Here is a 10,646-nt window from a genome sequence, read left to right on the forward strand (position 1 = left end):
CGCCATGTTGAAACAAGTATCCAACATAAACCTTGTTTGCGTAAGAGCCATTGCAGAATTCGCCTTAGCGGCTGCATTCAAAGGACCTCCGATTAAGCTTTCCATTGGCAGCCCGGAGAATTGCTGCGACATCGACAATAAATTTGTATCCATAATAATGCGTTTTGAAGAAGTTATTAAATATGTTAACTAAAACTCAGAAGTCTCTTAATCCATCTTTTTATGCATTCGAATAAGCGAGCAAAAAATCCTTTTTTCCTCTTAGGCTTTTCCGCCGGATAAAAACTAATAGTAATGCGTTCACCCATATGCCTTTCACATTTATCCCGATTCGTAATGTGACAAAGTTAGTGACATAAAAGCATAAAAAGAGAATATAAGTGATAACATCTAATTTTCACAATTAGCTATTTATCACTTACTTACAAAGAGAAGTAATAACAATCTTCAAAAAGCAGGCTAATTAGCAACCTTCAATTTTATCCGATGCCTCCTTTGAGCCACAATTTGCTTATTGACATTCCCAAAGCAAAGAGCAATGGTAAAATCATCTAACCCACAAATTGAGAGGCATGAAAATAGACAATCATCTTCCGTATATTTAGGATAGGTTTGGTGCAGATACTCTATATAGTCCTTGTATATCTCCATAATAGTAGAACGAAGTTTCTTCTGCTCATTTTCCAATAAAATACGTAAATCCTGTTTGTTTTTAGTCTTGTCTTGACGACTAAGCCGTTCTATTGTTTTATAAATGGATGTCTCTTTAAAGATCACATTGCATAATTGCGCCTTTTCATCGGCCAATTTTCTGATTTCATTTTCTTTCTGAGAAAGCAGTTTTTGAGTTTCTTCTTGTTTATCCCTCAATAAAGAAATATAATACTCAGTCTCTATCGCATGTACTTCCAATAAAGCCTGATCGTATTTATGCTCCTGTTCGAGAAACTTCTTCCGCTGCTTTGTTCGCTGAATATACCAGACTAGAAAAAGAATCACAAGTAAACAGAAAACGATCAGATAGATAAATGGAAACTGCATCTTCACTTTAAAATATTCGGTTATCTGACAGCAAAGAAAATAAAAATATAGAGAAATAGCAATATATATTTCAAAAAAAGCTGACTCACAAACCTACATGGTTCATTTGATCCGCTACCTCTTTCTATTCTGTTACCCGCAGAAGCACAACACTCACATTATCTCTACCACCTGCCGCCTTTGCAGCTTCTATCAGATTGATTGCAGTAGGTTCTTGATGAAGAACTTCTTCAATCTGATCATCTGTAAGCATATCACTTAAACCATCGGAACAAATCAAAAAGAGATCTTCATCCAATAATTGACCGGTTAATTCGGTGAAATCGGCAAAAGCAGATGTTCCGGCACCCAAAGAGTTATATATTACGTTGGATGGAGTAGTCATATCTCCGGTCAGCTCCCGCATAGAATGGTCCGACGAAAGTTGTTTCAGAATACCGCCACGATAACGATACAGGCGACTGTCTCCAATATTCACCATATAGATGCGCTCTTCATAACTGAACATGCCTACAAAAGTGGTTCCCATTCCCTCGTATTGAGGAAGTTCAACGCCCTTGTTTGTTATCAGAGCATGAGTTTCATTCACCCAATTCTTTATCTCACCGGACAGTGCCTCATGGGAAAGATCGGAAGGAAGATCGGTAATAAAACGGTCGAATGCCTGGGTAGCCAACTCACTGGCAAATTCTCCACCTTCGTGTCCGCCCATACCATCCGCTACAAAAGCCGTAAATCGAGCCTGAGGAATGAGTTCAAACTTCTGTTCGTATGTTTCGTCACGATAAAGTCCTCCATTGAAAAGTATCATGTCTTCATTATTGGTACGTATGCACCCCATATCACTGGCAAGCTGACATTTCAATAATAACATAAGGCAATTTTGCGATTTAATGATTACAACCTACGATTAAAATGATCTCTATTCCATCCGAATCTATTCAACCTTAAAATCAAGATTGGCTATACGAACGATATCTCCGATGCTAAACACCGCAGGTACATTCGGCGAAAGACGGTTACCGTTTACAAACGTACCATTGGTAGAATCCAGATCCACTATTTCCCATTGTCCAGAGGCGCTTTTCTGTAAGCGGGCATGGGTACCGGAAACATATCCCTGAGAAGCGAATGCAGATACATAATCACCCTTTCTACGCCCAATCACCGCACCATTTCCCAAACCTAAACGAATGCCTGCGGCAGAACAAACCAAACGTACAGGAAGTGGAGGTACGGATACTCCCGGACGCATTGTCTTTTCAGGCTCAGAGGGAGCCGGACTCACAGAAGAAGCCGAGAAATTCACGGAAGAAGTCGAAGGATGCACAGGTGACACCACTTGATTTGCAGCGGATACTAACGGCTGACCGCATTGCGTGCATCGTTTCCCCTTTCCAAACACATGACATTGAGGGCAAATATACAGTTCAACACCACATTGATCGCAATAGTAACTATCACTTTCTATTTCAACTCTGCATTTAGGGCAGTTGACTAATGTACTCATTTCTTTAGTAATTAACGATTAGTGATTCAATTATCCCATATCCTCAGGCAACAATATACTGTAACTTGCCGGATCAAAGTCAGGACGCTCCATTTCGTGACGAAGACGGGAACTCTGATTCTTTTTCACCCGATCGAAATAATTATTCACTTCACGGGCATTGGCAAAATTACGTTCACGACGATTATATAAATCCGTGAAGTAAACACGCATGGCATTTTCTGCTTCAGGAGTCAGTGTGAGCTTATCCTTTTTCACCTTCATCCTAAAAATTTGCGCCAATTCATCGGGATTATAGTCCTCAAAATGAATCACCTTAGTGAAGCGGGATTCCAAACCGGAATTCGTATCAATCCATTGGCGGATCTCACGCGGATACCCGGCAGCAATGCAAACCATCTTCCCCTTATAATCAAGCAACATCGGCAAAATGGTATTCGTAGCCTCCTGCCCGAAGTTATCGCCCATCAGTGAATAAGCTTCGTCAATAAAGAACACACCGCCCACCGCACGCTTCACAACCCGTGCCGTTTTAGTGGCAGTCTGTCCCACATAGCCTTCTACCAAATCCTTACGGGTTACTTCCAACAAACGATTGCTGGGCAATACACCCAATGAGTAGAAAATATTTCCCATGATACGTGCCACAGTAGTCTTTCCCGTTCCCGGATTACCGACAAAGAGATAGTGATCCACTACACCCTGGAATTTCTTACCCATAGCTTCCGCCTTAGCACGCTCCACTTTGATATAATCGGCAATCTCCTTCACTTCACGTTTCACGCTGGATAATCCGATCAATTGGTTCAATTCAGCCATGCACTCTTCTTCATCGATCATCTTTGGCGGATCATACGGAATATCCTCCGCCTCGATGGTCAGGTACATTTCGCGAGTCAAGGTCTGTCCTCCGGCATGTAATTGTGCCAGCCGATTGGCACGGCGGGCTTTGGTTTTCTCAAAGAGTTTCACCATTTCCCCTGCATTTCCAAAGTTCTCATCTTTCGATGTCACCATTTCATCGACTAATTTAATCAGCATCTCTTCTGCATCCGGTGTCAGTATATTCCCTTTCTTCCTGATAAGAGAACGATAAATACAAATCAACTGGTCTGCCGAGTAGTCCTCGATATGCAGAAAATTACTAAACCGGCGCCGGAAGCCCGGATTGGCATTATTGACAAATTCCTCCATTTCAGCGCGATAACCGGCACAGATAACCACAAATTTCCCGGCATCCTTCACCATTCGGGTCATTAGTGCCTCCACGGCTTCTACTCCAGTCTGATCCTTACTTCCACCCGCACTGATAGGCATCAGAGCATAGGCTTCATCTATAAAAAGAATACCGCCCATTGCTTCGTCACAAGCCTTATCCACAAGTTTGGCCGTCTCATTCTGATACGTACTTATCAGATGTTTACGCTCCTTTTCCACGACTTTATCGGTAGGCAGCAGACCGATGGCTTTAAAGACCTCTCCCAACTTACAGGCGATGGTGGTCTTACCTGTCCCCGGATTACCCGTCAGCACAATGTGTACAGGAGTCACCTCAGCGTCAGCAATACCCATTTCCATCATTTCCTTGTCCATGGCTATCTTGTTCGCCAGCGCACGTATCTCTGCTTTTACGCTGTCCATACCGACGAATTCATTCAATTCAGCAAGTACAACGTCCAGACTCTTGATATTTTTGCTTTCTTCACCTTCAATATCGGCACGCGTCAGTACATGCACCATAGACGCATCATAATCCGGTGTACCCTTCAGTTCCAGCAACCGGACTCCCTGATTCTTGATTGCACGATCCATTGCGTTCCGTACCTCACGGGCATTACCGAAATTGCGTGTACGGGTCAGGTACATCTTCGAGAAGTAATTACGGATAAATGCCTCGGCCTCTTCATCCAGGGTCAGATGCTCTTTCTTCACCTGTCGGCGGAAGATTTCCGTCAATTCATCGGCTTTATAGTCGCGGAAAGTCACCGTTTCATTGAAACGGGAGGCCATCCCCGAGTTGGAACTCAAAAATTCTCCCATCTCTTTTGTATATCCGGCAGCAATAGCCACAAACTGCCCGCGACGATCTTCTACCAGTTTCAGCAACGTATCAATTGCCTCCTGACCGAACTGGTCATTATCACCTTGCTTCAATGTATAGGCTTCGTCAATGAACAGTACTCCGCCCATAGCCATATCCACATATTTTTCCACTGCCAAGGCCGTCTGACCTACATATCCCGCAACCAGCTCCTTTCGCGAAACTTCCACCAACTGACCGATGGGCAGCACTTCCAGCGAATTCAGGATATCAGCAAAGATACGGGCAATTGTTGTCTTTCCCGTCCCCGGATTACCAAGGAACAGAAAATGATCTTTGACCTCCCGCTTTGCTCCGGCACCTTTCCGTTCCCGTTCAAAATCTATCTTATTAATGATTTTCTGCACCGTTGCCTTGATTTCATCGATACCGACAAACTCATCCAGCTCTGCCATGATCTCCTCATAACTCTTCTGCCGGAACTCTTTACCGGGAATATCCTCAGGAATGGCAACCGATGCATTCGGATCGCGCTTAATAGTATTGGCAAAGATATCAGCCGCCTTTTTCACAGCCAAATGCCCATTCCCGAAATCATCTGATTTCTGTCGCATCTCATTCTTAAACACACGTTCCAATTTAGCATCCGCTTCCTCACTCAATGCAATCCCATAACGTTTTTTGAGTTCATGGATACAAAGCTGCTTCAGTTCCTCCATACTGAAATCTTTCAGATCGAAGTAATACTCAAAGCGATTGCGCACATCAGGATTGGATACCAGAAACTCTTTAAAGGCCGATGAAAGCCCGGAAAGAATGACTATCGGATCATTGTTCCACTTATCCATACAGCTGAACAGCTTATCAAGCTTATTGATATCATTGGCTGCACCCGAAGGCAAAAGCTTCTGCACATTTTCAATGCAAAGAATCCCCCCTTTCAGATCGGCAGTATTCTTTTCCCACTCTTTGGCAAACTCCTCATAATCCACTGCATCCACTACTTTCATGGCAGGCTTCTTGATAATACCACTGGAATACAATAGTTTTTGCAATACTCCTGCCAGTTTGGTTTTACCGGTTCCGGTATTTCCCGTAATAATCATGTCCATGCCCAGACGAATGGAAATGCCACTACGCTGTGCACGCAAAGCGAGCGACTCACAAGTATTTACCAAATCCTGCAACTGGTTCTTGACGGTTTCCATCCCCACCAACTCACGCAGCGGTTCGGTAGCTTTAGTAACCACATTGGTACCACACCATTTGCAGAAAACAGCCTTTTCACGGTTCGGCTTATTACATTTCGGACAATTCATAGTCATCTTCATTTATCAGTTCTCTACATCTGCTTTCGCTTTTTTGAAACTGAAGTTCACTTGTTTTTTGGTCGTATAATTCTCATAAGTACCTTCAAAAGCATCCATTCCATCGCCGGTGAACGTACCGTTATACTGCCCGTCGAGAGTACCGTTCTTGTATACATCGTCAAAATGGATAGTATTCGTAACGGTATTCACAGTGCCCGTCAGTGCTTCGTTGGTCAGATTCGTATATTGCACATGTATGGTAGCTTTCAAGCCTTCCGAGTTTGCTGTCGTTATGTTCAGCGTAGCATTACGCCCTTCAAACGTACCCTCCCATGTACCTACCAGTTCTTTAAGCTTTCCATCGTTTTGCAGAAAACGGGAGGCATCCAGTCCGAATGCCGGAGTATATTGCACAAACAGATAGGCCAGCCAACCTACCACCACCATGGAAAGTACAGCACGATAAGAAAACTTACGGATACAATCTTTCAGATATTTAGCATATTGCGCCGATTCACCGCCAATAGAAGACTCAAAGTGTGTCCCCACACTCGCCTTAAAAGCAAAATGCAATGGCTCCAAGCCTGTTTCCTCAAAACCGGGATTCAGCAAATGATCATGCAACCTCCGCTCAACCGGAAGTTTGAAATAACAGCTTTTCATCAGATAATAAGCCAGTAGGAGCAAAAGTCCAGCCAGTACATAATGAGCATAGGGCATGATGAGATCCAGCACAAAATAGACTGTATAATAGATAATTGCCCCCACAATAAAACCTAAAATAGCACTTCCGATAAGATTCTCAAAATCAGAAGTTACAAAAATAAGAATACCGAAGATGATACCCATCGTCACAATGGAACCGACAGAGAAACCGGACAACGGGTTTTCTGTGAACGGAAGCCCGTAGAAGCATAATGCAACCGCAAAAGCCAAAATAGGAATGAAACACAGTATTCCCAACAAGACACGCATCACCGTCAGCGTCCTACAACGCAAACGCACTTTCCGCAGGTTCTTATTCACAAAATTGGTGGCAATACGGAAATTGGAAACATCTGTATCTTTACTATCTATTTTTTCGATGAATTCGAGATATTTCACCGTTTCCTGCTCATATGCGAATTTGGGAGAAAGATTCTTCAACGGATTCTCCTGAAAGAAAGTAGTAAGCCAGTCTCTCAGATATCCACTCTCCAATTCTGCCTTAACTTCTTTCGATGGAATGGACCTCAATCCGTCCAAATCGGTTATACTCTTATCACTATCCTTGAAGTAATAATAAGGTAAAGCACCCAATCCCTTGATCATCTTGAAAGTAGCTATTATCCAGTTGTAAGGACCTGCTTTCCGGAGATTATCTTTGGATTTCAGTTCAAAGCAATAATTTATCCATTCAATCTTATCCTCATACACACCCTTAGACTTCAGATAGAAATAGAGCCGCGAACCTTTCAGACTTGAGAGCATACCGAGAATATAATCGGCATATTCATGATCCGGATCATTCTTCGGTGTATTCTTGTAAACCATCAACTGTTGATTGATGAATTGGGCTATTTGAGTATGTGTGAAATAATAATTATTTGCTGTCTCATCCATTTGCAGGGTGAAGGAAACTTTAGGACTCAAATTATAAAGTACACCGTAAGTTACCGCAGCATCTGATGTACTGAAGCCTTTCAATTGAGTACGTATCTTCCCTACCAATCCTTTATCACGGCCTGCCAACCATATCAGGAAAGACTCTTCTGCCAAATCATTCCACGAGTCGGCACTCAACATATGATTATAAGCATAATGAAGAACTTCTTCCGGTGTATTACAACGCCCCAAATTCCCCTTTTCATCGATCAATTCATAAGGACGTGAAGGATCAAGTTCATAGATCAAACGCCATAAAGCCTCCCTTTGGCGACCTTTTTTATTAAACAAGGGAGCTGCATTATCCGTAAGCCGCTTCAGATCGTGCGCATTAAAAAAGAGAAACAGGGGATCGTTCGCATTCGCCAAGGTAGTCTGGTAAGTGTTGAAATTCTCAATGAGAGATTGCGCTATTTCTTCGGCGGTAGTCCGCGGACGTCCCTTGACATCATAATAGGGCATATCCACATTGAGCGTATAACAGGCGGCATACAGCCCTGCAGTCTGGTCTTTCGGATAGCGCTTTTCCACAATATCTTCGATTTCCGAAACCAATTCCGGCCGCTGATTATCATTCAGCCATTTAGTAAGCTTACCGGTATAGAGATATTTAATGGCAAGATTCTGATCCTGTCGCATAAAATCAGCCAATTGTTCGGGTGAATGTGCTATTTGATTCTTTCCGGCATTAAAAATAATACTGAAACGACGTTTACTTTCCTGCCCGACAAAATCACTGAATACATCCTCTCCCCGAGCCCAACGAACGATTTCGGTAAATCCACAACGTTTTTCCGGCTGAGGTGCGGTCAATGCTTTTATTAATTGCAGCGTTCGTCCCGATAAATCCGCAGGAAAAGGCAAATCCCCCGTGCGTTTACGCTTCATCAGCTCAAATTCTCTTTCTTTAAACTCTTTCTCGCCCATCCACAGACAGAGCAAAACCATACCAAGAGAGTAAAAATCGCTCTTCGTATCAATCTCCACCCGATTCTCACCGGGAACCGTATAATACATTTCGGGAGCTGCATAAATGCGGGTACGAGCCTGGTCCGTACGGGCAACTCCATTCTGATCGCATCTTACCGAAATACCAAAATCGCCCAGCAGTACCTGATTCTGATTCTCATCGGCAAAAAAGAAATTACCCGGCTTTATATCCCGATGAATAAACCCATGCTTATGGCAGAAATCAATGGCGGCAGCAGCTTGTTTAGCAATTTCACAAAGCCTTCTTTCGTCTCCTTTCAGATTTATTTTATCCAAAGAGCCTCCTTTACAGTAAGTCATTACTTCATAATGCCTCAATTCACCGGAAACACGCGGATTATCCCACTGACCATGATCTATGATATCCACTAATAATCCCGAGCGCGGAGTTTGTCTTATAATTTCAAGTATCTGATGATTAGGAGGCGGCTCAATACCAACATAATAGAGTTTTAGTACGTACTGCTTTCCCTTATTTTCCACCAGAAAGATCTGAGCTTCTCCCGTCCCATCCGAGATTACCTTTATAACCCTGTAATTCAATCCTTTAATAAGATATTCCGTATCATGCTGGCGAGTGATAGCCTCAATCGCCTTTTGCTGTTCGGCACGTAAGGTCGCATCATCTGACGAAACCGGACGCAACGTCTTATCCTCCATTCCACCCGGATGCAGAGTTTTGTCAATGTTAGCTACACCAGGGCGCAAGGTCTTCTTACTATCATCTTCCGGGCGAAGAGTTTTTTCTTCTTCACCAGGGCGAAGGGTTTTCTCGGCTTTCAGGGCAGGGCGCAAAGTTTTATCACCGTCCGCACTACCGGGACGCAGTGTTTTATCACTGTCTCTCAAGTCGCTCATAATTCTATATAGTTTTAAGATTAGCCAATCCGGCAAGGCACCCTGAAGGATCAATCATCCTGATACTCAAAGGTTTTTGTAACAGTCACCACATCTTCATATACCCAAGTACCCCCCAGTTCCGGCTGGGCACACTCACTTGGGTGACTATGGTGGCAACCGCAGAGGTTACATATCCAGCAAACAGGCGCTTTTGTTACGGATTTCCGCAAAACAGGCAATTTCCTTGCCGAATAGTAATTCCGCTGCATCTGTGGCGTCATATCTCCTTCCGGACGAAGTTTCTCCATCAGTAACTTCATCTCTTCCAGTTTCTCTTTATAAGATTGCTTTGCTTCGTCAAGATCTACCTTCTTCACATTCAGTTGTATCTTCGGACGAGTTTGAACAGGTTCCTCCACTTTCGGTTCAGGTCTGGCAACCTGCATTCCTTCAAGAGAACCGCTTCCTGAAAAGAGATCTTTATATTGTTGTATCAGTTTCTTATCGGCTTCACTCAATTCTACAGGGGGCAGTTCCGGTTCCCCTACCGGAATTTCTTCAGAGACAGTATTCAGTATTTGTTCTTCCAAATCGGCAAGTTCCTGCGCCAATGCCAGCATTTCCTGAAAGACGGGGTCTTTCTTCGCCTTCTGCATTTCCTGCATTGCCATCTCATTCAGGGGACGATTACATTTTCGGCAAAAACTGCGGAAATTAAGGGTATTGCAGTCAGGACAGATAATCCCTGTGCGAGGATTACCACAATCAGGACAGAAGAAATCATCCGCTTCCATCGAGGCACCGCAGAATGAGCACAATTCTGCATGAAGCCCTTGTCCGCAATGAGGGCATATTTCCCAATTAGGCTGAACAGGAGAGTTACAACGCATACATGAAGTTCCTTTAAGCGCCATGCCACATTCTTCACAGAATTTATCACCACTGTGACAAGGCGTCCCGCAATTAGGACAACATTGCGGCTGTTCCGCCTGTTTCTCCGAAGTCTTCTGTTGCGCCTTTATCTGTTGTTCCGATAAAGATTGATGTTGCTGTTCCATAAACCGTATTCAGACTATAAGTTGACCATCCAGATTTTAAGTTTCCAAATATATCAAATTATTTGCGGAATACGATGGCGGCAGATAGAAAAAACTCTTTTTTGTATTAGTAATGAGTTTTCACCACAGAGTAACACAGAGTTTCACGGAGTTATATTCTTTTGATTTCAAATTGATTAAACTCTGTGAAACTCTGTGTTACTCTGTGTTAC

6 protein-coding genes are annotated in these 10,646 nt (G+C 43.3%); all 6 read right to left on the reverse strand.

Features of this window, described 5'->3' with window-relative positions; all coding sequences use genetic code 11:
* Positions 1-459 precede the first annotated feature (459 nt).
* Positions 460-912 (reverse strand): hypothetical protein, encoded by a 453-nt coding sequence (locus BACCELL_RS07980; protein WP_225979580.1) that lies wholly within the window; start codon positions 910-912, stop codon positions 460-462.
* 253 nt (positions 913-1,165) lie between these two features.
* A complete protein-coding gene (locus BACCELL_RS07985; protein WP_007211177.1) occupies positions 1,166-1,915 on the reverse strand; it encodes a PP2C family protein-serine/threonine phosphatase in 750 nt (249 codons plus the stop codon).
* A gap of 63 nt (positions 1,916-1,978) precedes the next feature.
* Positions 1,979-2,551: a double zinc ribbon and FHA domain-containing protein gene (locus tag BACCELL_RS26480; protein ID WP_149950206.1), complete on the reverse strand. Its 573-nt coding sequence runs from the start codon at positions 2,549-2,551 to the stop codon at positions 1,979-1,981.
* A 30-nt stretch (positions 2,552-2,581) separates the two neighbouring features.
* The gene (locus BACCELL_RS07995) at positions 2,582-5,911 is read right to left on the reverse strand and encodes an AAA family ATPase (RefSeq protein ID WP_118434495.1); all 3,330 of its coding nucleotides are present in this window, start codon (positions 5,909-5,911) and stop codon (positions 2,582-2,584) included.
* Positions 5,912-5,926: 15 nt separating this feature from the next.
* Positions 5,927-9,394: a protein kinase domain-containing protein gene (locus tag BACCELL_RS08000; RefSeq protein WP_044153498.1), complete on the reverse strand. Its 3,468-nt coding sequence runs from the start codon at positions 9,392-9,394 to the stop codon at positions 5,927-5,929.
* 50 nt (positions 9,395-9,444) lie between these two features.
* A complete protein-coding gene (locus tag BACCELL_RS08005; protein ID WP_029426261.1) occupies positions 9,445-10,434 on the reverse strand; it encodes a zinc ribbon domain-containing protein in 990 nt (329 codons plus the stop codon).
* Positions 10,435-10,646 lie beyond the last annotated feature (212 nt).

Source organism: Bacteroides cellulosilyticus DSM 14838 (assembly GCF_000158035.1).
GTDB lineage: Bacteria > Bacteroidota > Bacteroidia > Bacteroidales > Bacteroidaceae > Bacteroides > Bacteroides cellulosilyticus.